The following is a 17,587-nucleotide window of genomic DNA, read 5'->3' on the forward strand; positions in this document are numbered from 1 at the left end:
GACCTATGGGGCAAAATCAAGCCGCACACGCATCGACTGACGATGTGAGCGGTGACGAGGAGTTCGACCCGATCGGAACCCTCACGCTCATCGGGATCTACTTCGTCATCCTGTTGCTCGCGTGGGTGTACATATATTACATCGAGTTCCTCGGACGCGATCTGGTCGTCGTGGGGTGATCACGGATGCACATTCACGCCTACGAGAAGCTCTGGCTCGCTGCTTCGATTCTGCTGATACTGCTGCTCATCGGCTCGGTCACGTACGGCGCCGTCGGTCCCGGCGTCGCGATGGTCGCCGACAGCGAGCAGCCCATCGACGCGGAGGGACTCGACGAGGACGAGCGGTTCTCGGAGCCGCGCGTCGAACAAGTCGGTGAGAACGAGTACGCCGCGTACGTCGTCTCCTACCAGTTCGGGTTCGAACCGAGCCCGATCGTCGTGCCCGAGGACAGCACGGTGACGTTCTACGTCACCTCTCGAGACGTGATCCACGGGTTCGAGGTCGCCGGGACGAACGCCAACACGATGGTCGTTCCCGGCGAAGTCTCCGAGATCACCGTCGAAGTCGACGGATCCCAGGAGTACGGGCTCCTCTGTAACGAGTACTGCGGCGCCGGCCACCACGGGATGGAAGGAAAGGTGAACGTCGTCAGTCAAGAGGAGTTCGAAGAGCAGAACAGCGGGGGTGACGACTCGTGAGCGAGGCGCTCGAGGCCGAGCGGTCGTTCGTCGACAAGTTCCCCGAGGAGGCGCGCGTCGTCCGCGCCGCCCTCCTCAGTTCTTTCTTCGCGCTGCTGCTCGGTGCTATCTTCGGGATCATCCAGACGCTTCACCGGACCGACGCGGCGCGGATCATCCCGTCAACGGACTACTACACCGTACTGACCGCACACGGCGTGTTCTTGGTGATCAGTTTCACCGTCTTCTTCCTCGTGGGGCTGTTCACGTGGGCGGTGACCCGGAGCCTCGACCGACCGCTCGTGAACATCCGGATCACCTGGACGTGGTACGCGATCATGGCGATCGGGATGACGATGACCGGCGTCTCGATCCTCGCCGGCTTCACCGACGCGATCGATATGAGCGCGGACGTCCTCTTCACGTTCTACGCGCCGCTGCAGGCGCATCCGCTGTTTTACACGGGTCTCGCCGTGTTCATCGTCGGGACGTGGATCGCCGGCGCCGACTGGTTCCGGACGTGGCTCGCCTGGAAGCGCGACCACCCCGACGAGCGGATCCCGCTCCAGACGTTCATGGTGTTGACCACGATGGCGATGTGGTACATCGCGTCGTCCGCGGTGGCGGCGTCGGTCCTCATCTTCCTGCTGCCGTGGTCGCTCGGATTCATCGACCAGGTGAACCCCACGCTGACCCGGACGCTGTTCTGGTTCTTCGGCCACCCGGTGGTGTACTTCTGGCTGATGCCGGCGTACATGCTGTGGTACACGGTGCTCCCGAAGATCGCCGGCGGACGGCTGTTCAGCGACCCGCTCGCGCGCGTCGTGTTCGTGCTGTTCCTCCTGCTGTCGACCCCCGTCGGGATCCACCACCAGTACCTGGATCCGGGGATCGCGGAAGGGTTCAAGTTCATCTCGATGACGAACACGATGTTCCTGCTGTTGCCGAGCCTGCTCACGGCGTTCACGGTCGTCGCGAGCGTGGAGTACGGGGCTCGCCAGCGCGGCGGGACCGGTCTCCTCGGCTGGCTCACCGACCTCCCGTGGCGCAAGCCCGAGTTCACCGGGATGATGCTCGCGGGACTGATGTTCGCTGCCGGCGGATTCTCCGGGATGGTGAACGCGGGAATGAACATCAACTACATGATCCACAACACCATCTGGGTGCCGGGTCACTTCCACCTCACCGTCGGCACCGCCGTGGCGCTGACGTTCATGGCGGCGACCTACTGGATCTGGCCGCAGATCTCCAACAAGCCGATCTACAGCCGACCGATCGGACTGTTCCAGGTCGTCCTCTGGTTCATCGGCATGGCGCTGATGTCCAACGCGATGCACGCGCAGGGGATCATGGGCGTGCCGCGCCGGACCGCGGAGCCCGAGTACAGCGGCTTCGACTACCCGGTGATGTTCGGCGGCTTCGAGGAGCTCAACGTCCAGATCGCGATCGGCGGGACGCTGCTGTTCGTCTCGACGGTCCTCTTCATCGGTAACCTCGTCCTCACGATGGGGAATCCGAAGGTATCGGGGCTCGCAGAGTCGCTTCCGCCGGCGCTGTCCGGGCCCGACGACGCGCCGCGCGTGCTCGACAGCCTGCGGCTCTGGGTCGGGATCGCGCTGGCGCTCGTCGTTCTCGCGTACGCCCTGCCGCTCGCGGCAATCATCAACCGCGGCGGGCTGCTCGGTCCGGGCGTGGGCACGTATCCGGTGTGGGTCGCGCCGACGCTCGACGCGCTCGCGGGCGCGGTGACGCCGCTCGTCGGAACGCTCGGTGAGGCGGTCGCCTCCCTCGTCGGGGTGATGCTATGAGCCTCGATATGACGCGCGGCGGGCTCCTCGTCGCGTTCGCGATCTTCGGCGTGATCGTCTACGAGATCCGGACGGTACTCGACTTCATCGGCTTCGAGCTGCCGCTGCTCCCCTACATGGCCGCCGTGTTCGTGCTCGCCGGCGTGCTGTTGTGGGTCATCACGCTGAAGGGCGGATGGCGCACCGAACCCGAGCGCGACGAACCGGCGTAGCGTCGCTGTTCGATCGTATTTCCGTCTCCTCAGCCGTATTTCCGTCTCGACGAGCGACGCACCGCGAGAGTTACCCGTCGTCCGAACAATACCCGGTATGGGACGGACGAGAGTTGTGGTCCGGTGTGCCGATTGCCCGTTCGAGTCCGAGTACGACCGGCTCTCGGCGGCACGGACCGCGCTGGACGACCACGAGTCGACGACCGGCCACGAAGTGGCGTGGGAGATCGAGTCGCTCGCCGACGGGGTCTCACAAGCCGGTGCCGACGCCGGCGTCTGCGGCCGGCCGGAGTGTACCAACGAGGACTCGCCGCTCCTCGATCCCGAACGGGCGGACCGGTAGCGCGGCGGCTGTCGACCGCGCCGACGACGGAGTCACCGATCCATTTTATCCCTCGGGCGGTCGGGAGTGGCGTATGTCCACACGCACGGACCCGCTCACCGTCGGCGTGCTCGGCACCGCAGCGATCGCCCGCGACGCGGTGATCCCCGCGGTCGCGGCGAGCGACCACGCGGTCGGCGCGGTCGCGTCACGCGACGGCGACCGGGCGGCGTCGTTCGCCGCGACGCACTCGATCCCGCGGAGCTACGGCTCCTACGAGGCGCTGCTCGACGACGACGCGCTCGACGCGGTCTACGTCCCGCTGCCGAACGGGCTCCACGCCGAGTGGACGATCCGCGCGGCCGACGTCGGGCTCCACGTGCTCTGTGAGAAGCCGCTCGCGGTCGACGCGGCGGAGGCGCGCGAAGTGGTCGATCACTGCGATGAGCGCGGCGTCACGCTGATGGAGGGGTTCATGTACCGGTACCACCCTCGCACCGAGCGGGTCCTCGAACTGGTCGAGCGAGAGCTTGACGACGTGCGGACGGTGAGTTCGACGTTCCGGTTCCCGCTGTACGACCGCCCGGACGACGTTCGCCTCGATCCGGATCTCGGCGGCGGGTCGCTGATGGACGTCGGCTGTTACCCCGTGTCGCTCGCGAGGGCGGTTCTCGGGACGCCGGATCGAGCGTACGCCCACGCGAACGACACCCGGAACGCGGGCGTCGACACGGAGCTCGCCGGCGTGCTGGAGTACGCGGACGGTCGGTCGGCCCAGGTCGCCTCCGGCTTCGACACGCAGCTGGTTCAGCGCTACCGGATCGACGCGACGAACGGCTGGGTCGCGGTCGAGCGGGCGTTCGACGCGCCGGACGACGAGCCGGTGGAGCTGACCTACGAGATCGACGGCCGGCGCGGCGTCGAGACGTTCGACCCCGTCGACCAGTATCGGCTGCAGGTAGAGCACTTCGCCGACTGCATCGCCGACGGCACCGCCCCCCTGACGGGCGGAGCGGAGGCGGTCGCGAACATGCGGGTCATCGACGCGTTGGCCGAGAGCGCCGGCGTGGTCGGCGCGGTGGACGTTTCCTGAACGGAGCGGACGCGCGCCGAAGGGCCGACGAGCCGCGTCGCGCTGAGCGAGCGTTTATCCGTGTCCGGCACCGATAGTGTATATAATGACCAATACTACAGTCGACGATTCCGAGCCGGGAAGAGACGGGAATGTCCGCCGTCCGACGTCGCTCGCCGACGAGGACGACCTCGACGCCTTCGTCGCCGACGCGGACGCCGCGCTCGTCGAGTTCTACACCGACGGGTGCGGCATCTGTGCGAGCATGGAGCCCGTCCTCGGGAACGTCGCTCGCGCGCTCGACGTCGATGTCGCCTTAATAAACCCTCGCGACGATCCGCCGCTCGTCGAGCGGTTCGACGTGCGGAGCGTCCCCCTGTTCGTGCTGTTCGTGGACGGCGAACCCGTCTCGCGACGCGCGGAAGGGTTCATCGCCGGCGACGACCTCACCGCGTGGGTCGAGGAACACGCCGCCTGACACCGCGTGAACGTCCGCGCGACATCCCTCGTTCGGTACTATTTTTGGCGTTCCCATCTCCCTCGTCGCCTCGTCGTCTATCGTTTCCATCAGCTCGCTGACTGACTTCGGCCGAAGTTGCCGGTAGTATTGTGGATAAACCACAATAGTTAAAATTGTGCAGGTCACACAAGTGTGTATGGCAGCTCTGACCGAAACCGCGAACCGATTCGACTACGACTGGGAATACGCGCCGCGTACTGCGACGCTGTTCGCCGCGTTCACCGGTGTGGCCGTGATGGGATGGCTCGTAAGTACCATACTGACTGCGATACACATGTTCGCGATCCCCGCAATTCCGGCGGACGCACAGGTGGCCGGCAGCATACAGGTCATCACGAGTCAGTGGGCGTACGTCTTCGGCGTCCCGCTGGCCACGCTCGGCGCGTTCTACTACCTGACGACCATCGCGCTGGCGCTCTGGTGGTTCGACACCCGTCACCCGCTCGTCGTCAAGATCCTGACGCCCGTCACGGCGACCGGCGTCGGCTTCTCGGCGTACTTCGTCTACCTGCAGCTCGAGGTGATCGGCGCGATCTGCCCGTTCTGTATGATGTCGGCCGCGGCGACGGTGATCCTGTTCACCCTCGAACTGCTGATCCTCTCGCGCAGCGACACCCCGTCGCTCGGCGAGATGATGGCAGACGTCTCCGACGTCCTCGCGGGCACGAACCGAGCGCTCGTCGCGTTCCCGGTCATGATCGGGCTGGCGACGATCGCCGCGATGTTCATCGTCCCGATGCTTCCGCTTCCGGAGCCGGTCCCCTTCGCGTAGGCGCCGGTAGATCGGCACGCGATTTCCGTCCCTTCGACGACGCTCGCCGACGGGCACGACCGATATCCCGCACGCGCCGGTCGATAACGAGATCTCTAGCGACGTACAGAGAACAGAAACGGAACGGTTTGACCGCGTTAGAGGCGACCGACGTTCTCGACGGCGACGGACTCGACGCCCTCGACGTCGGTGAACGCCTCTTCGACCGCCTCGGTGCCGCCCGCGCCGTCGGGGACGATGACGGTCGGCAGGAGGGCCACGAGGCCGAACGCGACGTCGTCGCGCTGGAAGCCGCGGATCTTCGCGCCCTGCGGGAGCGACTCCTCCAGTCGGTCCTGTAGGTCGTCGAGGTCGACTTCGGGACTGTTCGGCATCACCTTGATCTTGGCGGCGACGTCTCCCATATTAGGGCCCTCGGAAGCCGCAGTCGTGACACTCGTAGAGGTTGCTCTGCTTCCGGCACTTCGCGCACCGGTGGATCGTCGCCCCGCAGTCCGGGCAGGAGAACCGCGCGGCGTTCATACCGGCCACCTGAATACCACAGGAGACACACTGTCGGGTGCCCTGCGTTTCACTCTCGCTCATACACAGAACCACCATCGCGCGACTTTTAACCGTTGTTCTTTGCACCCGACGGCGGGCGGTAGACCGTGACGCGGTACCGCGGCGCTCGCGCGTGCGGCCCGCGAAACGAGGGATTGGCCGGGAGGTGGAGCGAGTGCTCACCCGAGCATCAGCGGGCCGATCAGCACGCCCATCAGGTGGACGCGTCGAGCGCCGAGGCGAGGGGGGACGAGCCCCAGCGCGCCGGCGACGACGAAGACGCCGACGCCGAACGGCCCGGCAAACAGGAACGAGACGCCAGCGAGCAGCGACAGCACGCCCAGCGACAGGCGGGTGTAGTCGGTGTTTCCGACGACGCGGAGGTAGGCGTCACCGACGAGCAGCAGGAGCGCGAACCCGCAGGCCGCCGCGGTGCCTGCGGCGACGAGGAGGACGGGGAGCGCGAAGGGGACCTCGGCGCGGTCGATGGCCACCGTGACGCCCGTCCGCGGCGTGCCGAGCGCGACGAGCGCGAACAGCGCGAATATCGTGTTCGCCGTGTTGGCGCCGCTCGTGGCGACGACGAATCCGCGGTCGCCCTCCGATCGCGGGATCGCGGGCAGCGCGGCGACGGCGGCGATGGCGGCGGAAACGCCGGGGACGTAGCCGACCACCGCGCCGGCGAGCGAGCCGGCTCCGGCGCTCACACCGAGGTCGCGGGGGGACATCGTGATCCGTGCGTCGGCCTGCGGCGGGACGCCCTCGCCGCCGAGCGCGTCGAGGAGCACGGGCGCGCCGAACAGCCCCGCGAACAGCGGGGCGAGGACGCCGCCGGCGGCGAGCGGCGCCGCGGGGTCGACGTCAAGGGTCGCGACCCCGAGGGCGGCGCTCGCGAGAAACGCCGCGAACCCGCCGACTGCGGCTCGCTTCGACGACTCAGTGAGCACGAGGAACGCGACGACGCCGGTGAGGAGCAGCGGCAGGTGCGCCCGCACCGTCGGATAGCCGCGCACCATGACCCACGTGATCGGCACGGCGAGGGGGACCGCGAGCGCGACCGCCAGCCCGGAGCCGACCGCCGACAGCCGGATCGCCTCGCGGCCGCGGCCGGCGATCACGAGCCTGTGGCCCGGCAGCGCCGCGACCGCCGTCGCCGCGTCGGGCACGCCGAGCGCGAGCGCGGGGACGATGTCGAGGAAGGAGTGGACCACGCCCGCGCCGAGCATCGCGACGCCGACGAGCAGCGGATCGGCGGGGATCGAGGGAGCCAGCCCCGCGAGCAGCAGCGCGAAGTTGTTGGCGTGGAGCCCCGGGACGAGCCCGCTCGCGGTCCCGAGTGCCGCGCCCCCGGCCAGGAACGCGAGCGCCGCGGCCGCGAACGTGGGGTCGACGACCGGGCGAACGAGGGCGTCCATCGCGGCGAGGTGGCCGCGGCTTCGGTGATAAACGGCGGGGAAGAGAGCCGCCGCTGCGGCTCACAGAGAACGGTCGAAAACTCGAACCCGATTACGCTTTCCGGGCCGCCTGCGCCTTCTTCTGGGTGACGTAGCCGGCGATCCGGTTGCGGACGCCCTTCGACTCGACGGTGGTCAGGGCCGTGACGCTCTCCTTGTTCGTCTCGAAGTCCGTGTTGAACGAGTCGGGATACCGCTCCAGCAGGACGTTCCCGAGCTGCTTGATATACTTGGGTTTGATGGCCATACCGAGCGATACCGCCGGGCCGAACTAAAAGGGTTCGTTACGCCGCGAACGGCCCGGAGGCGGTATCGCACCGGACGAGCCGCGCGGGATCGGTCAGGAGTCGGCGTCGCCGTCTCGGTCGCCTCCGTCTCGCTCCCGGTCGCCTCCGTCTCGCTCCCGGTCACCTCCGCCTCGCTCCCGGTCACCTCCGCCTCGCACCCCCTCGTCCCCCTCCGCCGCCGCGAGCGCTCGCCAGCCCGTCGCCTCGTCGATCCGGGCGAACGCCTCGCGCTCGGCGGGACCCCCGCATCTGTCGACGACGTCCGCGTAGTACGCCAGCCGGTCGAGCAGTTCCGCCGTGTCGAACCCGGGCACGTCGAGCCGCGAGGCGGCCACCGTCGCGTCGACGACGGCGCCGAACCCGCGGTTGATCGTCGGCACGCGCTCCCGGCGTACCGCGCTCTCGGCGGGGTCGAGCGCCCACGTCCGGATCGTGGTGTCGCCCTCGGTCTCGCTGCCGACCTCCTCGACGGTCACCTCGACCCAGGCGTCGGCCGTTTCGAGGACGGGATCGTCGGTCTCGCGGACCGTCAGCGCCGCCTCGACGAACGTCCGTGGGTCCGTCGTGAACTGGACCACCCCGCCGCCGCGCTCGGTGAAGTTCCGCCACGTGCGGGTGCGTCCGTACGTCCGCGCAGTCACGAGGTCGCCGGGTCCGGCCGGCGCGTGGAGCCCGAGCGCCGCGACGTTCCAGCGGTCGTTCGGGCCGAGCGTCGTCACGACCGATTCGGTGACGCCCCGGAGCGCGACCGGCCAGCCGTCGGGGGCGGAGGCGGCGTCCTCGACGTCCCCCTCGTGCGCGTCGTCGCTCACGGCGCCACCTCCGCGCCGCGACGGAGCGCGACGTACAGCGCCGCGCAGGTGAGGTCCGCGGTCGTCCCGGGGTTGATCCCCTCGTCGACGAACGCCGTCGCCAGCGCCTCCGCGGCGTCGAGGTCGGCCCCGTGGACCGCGTCGGCGCCGATCTCGTCGACGTCGCCGACGTCGTCCGGACCCGCATCGACCCCGTCGAGCAGCGCGGCGGCACGGGCGCTCGCCTCGCGGGCCGTCTCGGGGCCGTGGGTCGCGGCGACCAGCGTGTCCGGCTCGGCCGCGAGCAGGCCGAGGAACGCCCGCGCGGCCCGGTCGGTCAGCGGCCCCGCGTCGGTGCGGATCCACTCGGCGGCGCGGAACGTCCGGGGGAACCCCTCGACCCACTCCTGCGCGTTGCGGTCGGGGACGCGGTCCGGGTCGTCCGGGGCGGCCGATATCGCCATCACGTCCCGGAGCGTCAGCTCCCGATCGCGGAGCGTCGGCGCCGCGTCGCTCCCGCGGCGTACGTCCAGCTCCGTCGCGTCCGCGGGCGGGTCCGCGACCGCGACATCGACGCGCTCGAACGCGCGGTAGAACGCGACCGCGTCGGCGACGGTGGTGTCGCGGGTCACCCGGTCGACGGCGTCGGAGTCGAGGTCCACCGAAGGGGACGCGTCGTCCGCGGGCGGACCCGCGACGGTCGCGCGCAGCAGCGGACCGAGCAGCAGCAGGCAGCCGAACTGGGTGTTCGTCCCCGCCCGGTCGGCCATCCCCGCCACCGCGCACTCGAAGGCGTCGCCGATCGGCGCCTCCCCGTCCGCGGCCAGTTCGAGCCCCGCGCGGGCGCCGACCGCCCCGCCGAGGAACGACTCGAACCGGAGGTCGCCCAGGTCTCGGCGGCGGTCGACGTTGCCGGGTTTCGGGGTGCCGGCCACTTCGAGCAGGAGCGCGAGCGTCGCGTCGTCGACCGGGTCGCGGTCGGTCCCGCGCCCGGTCTCGCGGTCGCCCGTCCGTCCGGTCACGGTGTCGTCCGGCGTCACGGCGACGCCTCCGATCGGTCCGGCGGCTCGCCGGCGGGCAGCTCCCCCTCGCGCCACGCGCGCACCGCCTCGGCGACGCGCGCGAGTTCCGCGGGGCGTTCGGTCGGCCGCCCGACGCTGACGGCGTCGGCCCCGTGGGCGGCGTACTCGGCGAGCGTCCGGCGACCCCGGACCCCGTTGTTGGCGATTACGGTGAGGTCGGCGCGGGGCTGCGCGGTGTCGCCCGTCACCTCGGCGACGACGCGCTCCGAGTCCATCGCGTCGACGTGGAACCACTCCGCCCCCGCCTCGGCGACCGCGTCGGCGACGGCGACGAGGTCGACGCCGGGGACCTCGGCGCGGACCTTCACGCTCGTCGTCGCACCGGTTTCGGCAGCGGCAGCGACGTAGTCGGCCAGCCGATCGGGCTCCCGGAGCAGGGACTCGCCGCAGCCGACGGCACGGAGTTCCGGCTGCCGGCAGTGGGCGTTGACCTCGCAGACCGCGTCGCGGTCGGCACAGACCGCGGCCGCCTCGCGCACCGGTTCGAGGGTCGCGCTCCGGACGTTGACACCGGGACGGACCGGCGCGTCGGCGAGCGCGGCGAACCCGCGGTCGATCCAACAGATCGGGTCGTCGGGGAGGAACTCCGAGCGCCCACGGGCGACGAGGTCGCGCGCGGCCGCCCGGCTCACGGGGTCGAGCGCGACCCCGCCGAGGACTGCGGCATCGACGTGCGGGGCCGCGGCGCGCGCCCAGTCGGCGTCGGCCGCGCCGCTGAGACTGGCGGCGACGAGGAACGGGCGCGGCTCCCCGTCTCCGCTCGCCGTCACTCCGTCACCTCCGCGTCCGCTTCCGGCTCTCCGTCCGTCACCGCCGCCAGCGCGCGCTCGCAGGCCCGGGCGACGCGCTCGGCGTCGCTCGCGTCGTCGATCCGCGTGTCGGTGCGCTCGACGCGACGCTCGGGGATCTCGGTCGGGTCGTCCGTATCGAGGACGAACGCGTCGGCGAACGGGTACGCTGCGGCGACGCCCGCGGTCGAGGGGTCGCGGCCGACGCCGGCCATCAGGTCGGCCGCCGGGCCGGAGAACACCTCGTCGCCGACGAACGGCGAGACCGCGACGACGGGGGTCGCCGACAGCGCCGCCTCGAACCCGGGGAGCGCGAGCATCGGGCCGACGCTCGTCACCGGGTTCGACGGTCCGATCACGACGGGGTCGGCGAGGGCGTCCAGCACGGCGTCGGTCGGTTCGGCGTCCTCCGCGCCGCGGAACTCCACGTCGGCGACCGCCGGTTCGGCCCGACGCGCGACCCAGTATTCCTGAAAGTGGAGCGCCTCGCCGTCCGCGGTGTGGATCAGCGTCGCGACCGGGTCGTCGGACATCGGGAGGAGCTCGACGTCGAGGTCGAACGCGTCGGCGAGGGTGCGAACGACCTCGGTGAGCGTGCGGCCCTCGTCGAGTAGGCTCGTGCGCGTGACGTGGACCGCGCGGTCGCGGTCGCCGATCTCCATGAACTCGCCGACCCCGGAGAACCGCCGCCAGCGGGCGATCTCACGGCCCGCCGTCTGCGCTTCGGCGGCGAGGTAGTGAGGGGCTGTCCCGAGCCCGACCTCGTCCGCGAGACGGCGCAGCTCCTCGTGGGTCGCGGTGGTGTCGTCTGCGATTCCCCACCACGTCTCGCGGTCGAGGACGCCGCCGCCGGCGAACAGCACGGTGTCGACGTCGGGACAGACGAGGTGACCGCCGAGTTCGACGTCGTCGCCCGTGTTGGCGACGACCGCGATCTCCGCGGGGTCCCACACGCGGGTCGCCCCGTCGAGGAGCTTCGGCGTCCCCGTGCCGCCGGCGAGGAACGTGACCATACGCCGGCAAGGCGGCGGGCGGATTTGTATCCTCGCCTCCGCGGGCGACGACGCAGGTCAGGATGTGAGTGAAACTGAACAGGAACGCTTGATATCGTTCCGATCAGGCGTTCTCGCCCGCTACCTTTCCGTTGCCGTTCCCCCGTTGGAGGTCACTCCAATTCTGGTGTCCCTCTTCGAGGAGGTCGTAGGCGGCGTCGCCCGTGTCCCAACCCTCGATCACCATCTCGGCGTCGTCGGGTTCGAGGTTCTTGTAGGTGCGGAAGAACTCCTCGATTACGTCCTTTTGGTGTTCTGGAATGTCCTCTCGACCCTCGATATGGTTGAACCGCGGGTCATCGGCAGGGACCCCGACGATCTTGTCGTCTTTCTCGCCCGTATCAGTCGCACGGATGACGGCAACTGGCCGAAGGTCGAAGATACAGCCTGTGAACAGACCGTCTTGGGTCAGCGCCAAGAAGTCGAGAGGGTCACCGTCGCCCCCCGCTGTCCGCGTGAAAAAGCCGTAGTCACCCGGGTAGACGACCGAACTGTACAGCGCGCGGTCGAGGATGAAGCCCGGGATATCTTTTCGATACTCGTACTTGATCTGCTCTCCTTTCGGAATCTCGTCGACGACCGTGGCAGTCTGCGGGAAGTTGTCGTTCTGTTCGACACCGTCGATCAGGTTCATGGGTTCGTGGTTCATTGAGTCGGATTCGCCGTGGTTCGCGTGCGCTTCGCCGTCCGCCGAGGCCGCTGCGCCCTCGACTGCCGACAGACCGGCGAGGCTTCCGACGCCCGCGAGGAACGAGCGCCGGGGCCCCGACGGTGACAGTCCGCGTAGGTCATCTGCCATGCGACTAAATCCAGGAATATTATATTATTGAATTTTTATAATATATGTATATATGAATAAACTATGGGACGTACCGATGTGGAGAGCTATCTCTGCCCGTCTTCACAGACGGATGAGGCAGGAGCCCACGACTTCAATCGTGGGTCGCTGACCACGTCAGCGACTACTCATGTACAACGCTCGTCTGCATCCCGTCCGTGTTAAACGCGCTCCCGGCCCCATCGTCGCCGAGGACGATCACGCCCGCTCCCGATCCGGTGATCTCTTCGAACTCCTCGATCGCCCGGTCGGCCGCCTCCTGCGCGCCGAGCCCCTCGTCCAGATACCCCACGGCCCGCCGCGAGAGCGTGACGCGCGCGATGTCCTCGCCGGCCCCCGTCGCGCTCGCGCCGCCGGCCTCGGTGCAGAAGAACCCCGAGCCGACCTGCGGCACGTCGCCGACGCGGCCCGCGAGCGCGAACGACCGCCCGCCCGTAGAGGTCGCCGCCGCGAACGTCTCGCCGTCGGTCGCGACCGCGCCGACCGTGTCGTGGTCGGGCGCGCCGCGCTTCCCGTCGTCACTGGTCCCGTCGTCGCCTCCGCTCTCTCTCTCGCCCCCCGATTCCTCGTCCTCCGACTCTCCGCCGGCCTGACCGCTCCCCGACCCGAACCGCGTCGCGAGCCAGTCCAGGTGCTTGCGGGGGCCGCCCCGCGGCGGGTCCTCCGCCTCGTACCGCTCCCGCGTCTCGTCGGTGAGCAGGTCCACGCCGGTCTCGACCCCGAAGTCGGCGGCGAGGTCGACCGCGTGCTCGCCCGAGACGAAGACGTGCGGCGTCTCGGAGTGGACGACGCGGGCGACGCTCGCGGCGTGCTCGACGCCCGGCATCGAGCACGCCGCGCCGACCTCCCGGTCCGAGGTCATCACGCCCGCGTCAGTGCGGACGGCGCCGTCGGACTGGACGGCGCCGCCGACGCCGGCGTTGAACCGAGGGCTCGATTCGAGCGGCGCGAGCGCCGCCTCGACCGCGTCGAGGGACGTTCGGGCGTCGGCGCCGCGCTCGGCCGCCTCGTCGAGGACCGCCTGTCTCGGCGCGGGCTCGTCCGGTGCGCCGCCGGCGCCGCCGTGGACGACGACGCGCATCGTGGGTCGCTGTGGCATACGCGAAGGTTCCGCGGCGGCCGCATAAGGGTCCGGAAACCGGAACGACGACCCTCCGCGGTCCGCCGCCGCAAGACCTATTTCCGCTCCTCGGAGAGTCGCCACCACCGTGGACGACGACCGGGAACGCGCCGACGGGGACGCCCTCACCGAGCCCGAGCGTCGCCCCGGCGAGGAACCGACCGACCGAGTCGCGTTCCGCCGCCGCCCCCGGACCGCGGTTCGAGCCCGCCTCGGGGTCGACCGCCGCGCCCTCGCGGCGTTTCGGATCGCGCTCGGGACGGTCCTCCTCGTCGACCTCGGGCTGCGCGCCCGGAACCTGACGGCGTTTTATACCGACGCGGGCGTGCTCCCCCGGGCGGCGCTCGCGGAGGCGTACCCGCTCGGCGCCCGCCTCTCGCTACACGCGCTCTCCGGCGCGACGTGGGCCGTCTCGCTGCTGTTCCTCGTCGCCGGGGTCGCCGCCGTCGCGCTCGCGCTCGGCCACCGGACTCGGCTCGCGACCGCGGTCTCGCTGCTCCTGCTCGCGTCGTTGCAGGCGCGGAACCCCTTCGCGCTCAACGCGGGCGACACGCTGCTCTGGCAGCTGCTCGGGGCCGGACTGCTCTGTCCGCTCGGCGCCCGCTGGTCGGTCGACGCCGCGCGCGGCCGAGCCCCGCCCGACGCGACGACCCGCGGGGGCGAACGAGCGGACGAGGACCGGTTCGTCGGTCCCGCCTCGGCGCTGCTGCTGGCCGTCGTCCTCGTCGTTTACGTCGCGAACGCGGTCGAGAAGCTCCGCGGGACGGCGTGGCCGCGGGGCGATGCGGTCGAGCGGGTGTTCCGCCTCACGTACCTCCACGGCCCGCTCGGCGGACACCTGCCCGAGGCGCCGGCGCTGCTGGCGACCGCCACCTACGGCTGGCTCGCGCTGCTCGTCGCGTCGCCGCTGCTCGTCGCGTCCGCCGGACGGGTCCGGGCGGCGGTCGCGGGGGGCCTGCTCGCCGCGCACCTCTCGATGACGCTCGCGCTCCAGATCGGCGTCTTCCCGCTGATATCGGCGACCGCCCTGCTTCCGTTCTTCCCGCCGTTCGTCTGGGACCGCGTGGAGGGAGTCGCCGGCCCGACGCGCGAGCGACTCCGCCGATCGGTGGGGTCGACCCTCGGCGGGCCGGCCGTGGACGGTCCGGACGGCCGCGTCCCGAAGGGCTGCGCCGGGGTGCCGGACCGAGCGACCCGCGAGCGCGCCGCCGCCGTCGTCGCCGCCGTCCTCCTCGCGTCGCTGATCGCGTGGAACGGGATGGCGCTCGGGCTCGTCGACGCGCCCGGACCCGTCGAGACGGCCGCGGACCCCGCCGAGAGCGGCTGGACCATGTTCGCGCCCGACCCGCCCACGACGGACGCGCTCGTCCTCGCGACGGCGACGACCGCGGACGGCGACCGGGTCGACGCGCTGTACGGCGACCCCGTCGCGGCCGACAGACCCCCCTCGGACGCGCGGACGTACCCCGACGCGCGCTGGCGGAAGTACCTCACGCTGCTAGCGGGCGACGAAGCGCCCGTCCGCGTCGACGCGCTCCTCGCGCACCTCTGCGATCGGCCGGCGGGGAACGCCGTCGGCGACGCCACGTCGGTGACCGTCTCGACGGTCGAGACCGACGTGACGGAGGGCGGAGAGACGCGCGTTCGGAAGATCGGAACGAGCGAGTGTCGGTCGCGATAGGCGGAGGGCGACTGACCGTTTATGAATCGACCGCCCGAAGCGTTCGGTATGACCGCGAGCGAACGCCCGCACCCGCCGACGTCGGTGCTCCTCCCGACGGTGCGCTGGACCGAGGCGTGTTCGGAGGTGGCGGCCCAGCTGGGCGACGGCGACGAGCTGTTGGTGATCTGTGACACCGACGACGACCCGGTCGCCGAGCGCCGAGACGGGGGCGGCGGAGCGGCCGACGACGGAGGGACTAACGGCGGAGCGGCCGACGACGGAGGGACTAACGGCGGAGCGGCCGACGACGGAGGGGCTAACGGCGGAGCGGCCGACGACGGAGGGGCTAACGGCGGAGCGGCCGACGCGCTCCCCGACGGGGTCCGGCTCGTCCTCGCCGGCGAGCCCGAGGGCTGTTCCGGGAAGGCGAACGCGATCGCCGCCGGGACGGAGGCGGCCGGAGGGGACCGGATCGTCTGGACCGACGACGACTTCCACCACCCCCCGGAGTGGCTCGCGGCCCTCAACGCCGACTACGAGCGACAGGGACCGACCACCGAGATTCCCGTGTTCGTCGGGGCCGACCCGCTCGGTCGGTTCTTCGAGCCGGCGTACGTCATCGGCGGGACGCTCCCGGTCTCACGGGGCGGGATCGCGTGGGGCGGCGCGGTCGTCTTCGAGCGGGACGACCTCGACGAGGACGCGCTCCTCGCTGACCTCCGCCGGACCGTCAGCGACGACGGGACCCTCGCCGAGCACCTCGACGTGAGCGCCGTCGACCGAACTCGGACCGTCGCCGCGGGCGGGTCGCTGCGGGGGTCGCTGGAGCGGTTCGTCCGGTTCCTGCAGATCACGCGGCACCACGCGCCGGCGGTGACCGCGTTCAACGTCGCCCTTTCGGTCGGCCTCGCGACGCTGTGTCTGCTCGCACCGGTCGCGGGGGCGGCGTTCGTCACGGCGCTCTCGGGCGCGACCTACGCCCGATTCGGGATCCGGCGGGCGACGTTCCTGCTCGCCGCTCCGGGAGCGGTCGTCGCTCCGATACTGCTCGCGTACGCGCTCACGCGGCGGACGTTCGTCTGGGGCGGCCGGCGCTACCGGTGGCGCTCGATGTTCGACGTGGGCGTCGAGCCGGTCTGAGCCAAAAACCGGCAAAGCCTGCGAGCGAGGCGCTCACGCCGAAAGCGGCAGGCACTTTAAGCCGCCACCGGAATCCACGAACGTTCATGAGCTACGATAAGGTCGACGTCCCCGACGACGGCGAGGCGATCACGCTCGCCGACGAGGAGACCGGCGAGCTGAACGTCCCCGAGAACCCGATCATCCCGATCATCCACGGCGACGGGATCGGTACCGACGTCGGGCCGGCCGCACAGCAGGTGCTCGACGCGGCCGCCGAGGCGACCGGTCGGTCCATCGCGTGGATGCGCGTCTACGCGGGCGGCAGCGCTCGGGAGATGTACGACGAGAACCTCCCCGAGGACACCGTGAGCGCGATCCGCGACCACCGCGTCGCGATCAAGGGCCCGCTGACGACCCCCGTGGGCGCCGGGTTCCGCTCGCTGAACGTCGCGCTCCGCAAGACGCTCGACCTGTACGCGAACGTCCGGCCCACCTACTACATCGACGGCGTCCCCTCGCCCGTCAAGAGCCCCGAGGAGATGGATATGATCACCTTCCGGGAGAACACCGAGGACGTCTACGCCGGCATCGAGTGGGAGGCCGGCACCGACGAGTCCGAGCAGGTACGCGACTTCCTCGAACAGGACATGGAGGTCGCCGACGTCATCCACGACGGCCCCGTCGGCATCGGCGTCAAGCCCATCTCCGAGTTCGGCTCGAAGCGCCTCATCCGCGAGGCGGTCGACTACGCGCTCGCGAACGACCGCGACTCGGTCACGCTCGTCCACAAGGGGAACATCATGAAGTTCACCGAGGGCGCCTTCCGCGACTGGGGCTACGAGGTCGCCGAGGAGGAGTACGGCGACGACGTCATCACCGAGGACCAGCTCTGGGAGGAGCACGACGGCGAGCGGCCCGACGGCACCCTCGTCGTCAAGGACCGCATCGCGGACAACATGCTCCAGCAGCTGCTGACCCGCACCGACGAGTACTCCGTCATCGCGACGATGAACCTCAACGGCGACTACATGTCCGACGCCGCCGGCGCGCAGATCGGCGGCCTCGGCATCGCGCCCGGCATCAACCGCGGTCACGGTCGCTGTCTCGCCGAGCCCGTCCACGGCTCCGCGCCCAAGTACGCCGGCGAGGACAAGGTGAACCCCACCGCGATGATCCTCTCCGGCCGCGAGATGCTCGACTACCTCGGCTGGTCCGACGCCGCCGACCTCGTGCGCGACGCCGTCGAGGAGACCATCTCCTCCGGGAAGGTCACCTACGACCTCCACCGCCAGATCGAGGGCGGCGAGAAGCTCGCCACCAGCGAGTTCGCCGACGCCGTCGTCGAGAACATCGAAAAGCTCGCTTAGGCGAGCTTTTCGAGCCTCCGGCTGGCGCCGGAGACATTGAAAAACTGTCGTAGACAGTTCTTCGTGCGCCCGGAAATCTCCGATTTCCGGGAAC

21 protein-coding genes are annotated in these 17,587 nt (G+C 70.3%); 11 read left to right on the top strand and 10 right to left on the bottom strand.

The features are described 5' to 3' along the window. Nucleotides 1-5 precede the first annotated feature (5 nt). From R6U01_RS12225 to R6U01_RS12260, 8 genes are all read left to right on the top strand, one after another. On the top strand, nucleotides 6-179 hold the full coding sequence (locus tag R6U01_RS12225; protein ID WP_410286731.1) for a hypothetical protein: 174 nt from the start codon (nucleotides 6-8) through the stop codon (nucleotides 177-179). Nucleotides 180-185: 6 nt separating this feature from the next. Then, nucleotides 186-701 carry a cytochrome c oxidase subunit II gene (locus tag R6U01_RS12230; protein WP_410286732.1) on the top strand — a complete coding sequence of 172 codons (516 nt, stop codon included), beginning with the start codon at nucleotides 186-188 and terminating at the stop codon, nucleotides 699-701. Beyond that, the gene (locus R6U01_RS12235) at nucleotides 698-2,488 is read left to right on the top strand and encodes a b(o/a)3-type cytochrome-c oxidase subunit 1 (RefSeq protein WP_410286733.1); all 1,791 of its coding nucleotides are present in this window, start codon (nucleotides 698-700) and stop codon (nucleotides 2,486-2,488) included. Before R6U01_RS12230 ends, R6U01_RS12235 begins: the two co-directional genes overlap by 4 nt. Beyond that, nucleotides 2,485-2,700 carry a CbaC protein gene (locus R6U01_RS12240; protein WP_410286734.1) on the top strand — a complete coding sequence of 72 codons (216 nt, stop codon included), beginning with the start codon at nucleotides 2,485-2,487 and terminating at the stop codon, nucleotides 2,698-2,700. Before R6U01_RS12235 ends, R6U01_RS12240 begins: the two co-directional genes overlap by 4 nt. Nucleotides 2,701-2,797: 97 nt before the next feature. Next, a complete protein-coding gene (locus R6U01_RS12245; RefSeq protein WP_410286735.1) occupies nucleotides 2,798-3,043 on the top strand; it encodes a hypothetical protein in 246 nt (81 codons plus the stop codon). A gap of 73 nt (nucleotides 3,044-3,116) precedes the next feature. After that, a complete protein-coding gene (locus R6U01_RS12250; protein WP_410286736.1) occupies nucleotides 3,117-4,115 on the top strand; it encodes a Gfo/Idh/MocA family protein in 999 nt (332 codons plus the stop codon). 85 nt (nucleotides 4,116-4,200) lie between these two features. Next, a complete protein-coding gene (locus R6U01_RS12255; protein ID WP_410286737.1) occupies nucleotides 4,201-4,572 on the top strand; it encodes a thioredoxin family protein in 372 nt (123 codons plus the stop codon). A gap of 178 nt (nucleotides 4,573-4,750) precedes the next feature. Continuing rightward, a complete protein-coding gene (locus R6U01_RS12260) occupies nucleotides 4,751-5,386 on the top strand; it encodes a vitamin K epoxide reductase family protein (RefSeq protein WP_410286738.1) in 636 nt (211 codons plus the stop codon). 137 nt (nucleotides 5,387-5,523) lie between these two features. On the opposite strand, the gene R6U01_RS12265 is transcribed toward R6U01_RS12260, so the two are convergent. From R6U01_RS12265 to R6U01_RS12310, 10 genes are all read right to left on the bottom strand, one after another. Next, nucleotides 5,524-5,790 (bottom strand): elongation factor 1-beta, encoded by a 267-nt coding sequence (locus R6U01_RS12265; RefSeq protein WP_410286739.1) that lies wholly within the window; start codon nucleotides 5,788-5,790, stop codon nucleotides 5,524-5,526. Nucleotide 5,791: 1 nt separating this feature from the next. Beyond that, a complete protein-coding gene (locus R6U01_RS12270; protein WP_092565370.1) occupies nucleotides 5,792-5,971 on the bottom strand; it encodes an HVO_2753 family zinc finger protein in 180 nt (59 codons plus the stop codon). A 137-nt stretch (nucleotides 5,972-6,108) separates the two neighbouring features. After that, nucleotides 6,109-7,344: a tripartite tricarboxylate transporter permease gene (locus R6U01_RS12275; protein WP_410286740.1), complete on the bottom strand. Its 1,236-nt coding sequence runs from the start codon at nucleotides 7,342-7,344 to the stop codon at nucleotides 6,109-6,111. Nucleotides 7,345-7,435: 91 nt separating this feature from the next. Beyond that, nucleotides 7,436-7,630 (bottom strand): 30S ribosomal protein S17e, encoded by a 195-nt coding sequence (locus R6U01_RS12280; RefSeq protein WP_410286741.1) that lies wholly within the window; start codon nucleotides 7,628-7,630, stop codon nucleotides 7,436-7,438. A gap of 93 nt (nucleotides 7,631-7,723) precedes the next feature. Beyond that, nucleotides 7,724-8,482 carry a DUF447 domain-containing protein gene (locus tag R6U01_RS12285; protein ID WP_410286742.1) on the bottom strand — a complete coding sequence of 253 codons (759 nt, stop codon included), beginning with the start codon at nucleotides 8,480-8,482 and terminating at the stop codon, nucleotides 7,724-7,726. Further along, nucleotides 8,479-9,483 (bottom strand): triphosphoribosyl-dephospho-CoA synthase, encoded by a 1,005-nt coding sequence (locus tag R6U01_RS12290; protein ID WP_410286764.1) that lies wholly within the window; start codon nucleotides 9,481-9,483, stop codon nucleotides 8,479-8,481. The genes R6U01_RS12285 and R6U01_RS12290 overlap by 4 nt, the downstream gene beginning before the upstream one ends. A gap of 14 nt (nucleotides 9,484-9,497) precedes the next feature. After that, nucleotides 9,498-10,313, bottom strand: coding sequence for a tRNA-dihydrouridine synthase (locus R6U01_RS12295; RefSeq protein WP_410286743.1), 816 nt, complete (start codon nucleotides 10,311-10,313; stop codon nucleotides 9,498-9,500). After that, nucleotides 10,310-11,344 (bottom strand): 2-phospho-L-lactate transferase, encoded by a 1,035-nt coding sequence (gene cofD, locus R6U01_RS12300; RefSeq protein WP_410286744.1) that lies wholly within the window; start codon nucleotides 11,342-11,344, stop codon nucleotides 10,310-10,312. The genes R6U01_RS12295 and cofD overlap by 4 nt, the downstream gene beginning before the upstream one ends. Before the next feature lie 103 nt (nucleotides 11,345-11,447). Next, the gene (locus tag R6U01_RS12305; RefSeq protein WP_410286745.1) at nucleotides 11,448-12,182 is read right to left on the bottom strand and encodes an inorganic diphosphatase; all 735 of its coding nucleotides are present in this window, start codon (nucleotides 12,180-12,182) and stop codon (nucleotides 11,448-11,450) included. A 163-nt stretch (nucleotides 12,183-12,345) separates the two neighbouring features. After that, nucleotides 12,346-13,302 carry an isoaspartyl peptidase/L-asparaginase gene (locus tag R6U01_RS12310; RefSeq protein WP_410286765.1) on the bottom strand — a complete coding sequence of 319 codons (957 nt, stop codon included), beginning with the start codon at nucleotides 13,300-13,302 and terminating at the stop codon, nucleotides 12,346-12,348. A gap of 127 nt (nucleotides 13,303-13,429) precedes the next feature. On the opposite strand from R6U01_RS12310, the gene R6U01_RS12315 reads away from it, so the two are divergent. From R6U01_RS12315 to icd, 3 genes are all read left to right on the top strand, one after another. After that, nucleotides 13,430-15,022 (top strand): HTTM domain-containing protein, encoded by a 1,593-nt coding sequence (locus tag R6U01_RS12315; RefSeq protein ID WP_410286746.1) that lies wholly within the window; start codon nucleotides 13,430-13,432, stop codon nucleotides 15,020-15,022. A gap of 48 nt (nucleotides 15,023-15,070) precedes the next feature. After that, on the top strand, nucleotides 15,071-16,144 hold the full coding sequence (locus R6U01_RS12320) for a glycosyltransferase (RefSeq protein WP_410286747.1): 1,074 nt from the start codon (nucleotides 15,071-15,073) through the stop codon (nucleotides 16,142-16,144). A gap of 86 nt (nucleotides 16,145-16,230) precedes the next feature. Further along, nucleotides 16,231-17,493, top strand: coding sequence for an isocitrate dehydrogenase (NADP(+)) (icd, locus tag R6U01_RS12325; protein ID WP_410286748.1), 1,263 nt, complete (start codon nucleotides 16,231-16,233; stop codon nucleotides 17,491-17,493). Nucleotides 17,494-17,587: the final 94 nt, after the last annotated feature.

This window comes from Halorubrum sp., assembly GCF_046498025.1.
Classification (GTDB): Archaea; Halobacteriota; Halobacteria; order Halobacteriales; family Haloferacaceae; genus Halorubrum.